Raw genomic sequence first — 276 nt, forward strand, 5'->3', positions numbered from 1 at the left:
GGCCTGGGCCCGGTCGCCGTGTTCGGCGCCAGCAACTTCCCGCTGGCCTTCTCCACCGCCGGCGGTGACACCGCCGCCGCGCTGGCCGCCGGTTGCCCGATAGTGTTCAAGGCCCACAGCGGCCACATGACCACTGCCGCCCATGTTGGCGAAGCCATCCTGCGCGCCGCCGAGAAAACCGGCATGCCCAAAGGCGTGTTCAACATGATCTACGGTTCGGGCGTCGGCGAGGCGCTGGTCAAGCACCCGGCCATCCAGGCCGTCGGCTTCACCGGC

General features: G+C 69.9%; 1 protein-coding gene. It reads left to right on the forward strand.

Annotated features, from left to right (window positions below; all coding sequences use genetic code 11):
* A partial coding sequence (locus PVA39_RS23640) for an aldehyde dehydrogenase family protein (protein WP_274126080.1) occupies nucleotides 1–276 on the forward strand: 276 nt, incomplete at both ends.

It is taken from the genome of Pseudomonas sp. CNPSo 3701 (assembly GCF_028674975.1).
In the GTDB taxonomy this organism is placed as follows: domain Bacteria; phylum Pseudomonadota; class Gammaproteobacteria; order Pseudomonadales; family Pseudomonadaceae; genus Aquipseudomonas; species Aquipseudomonas straminea.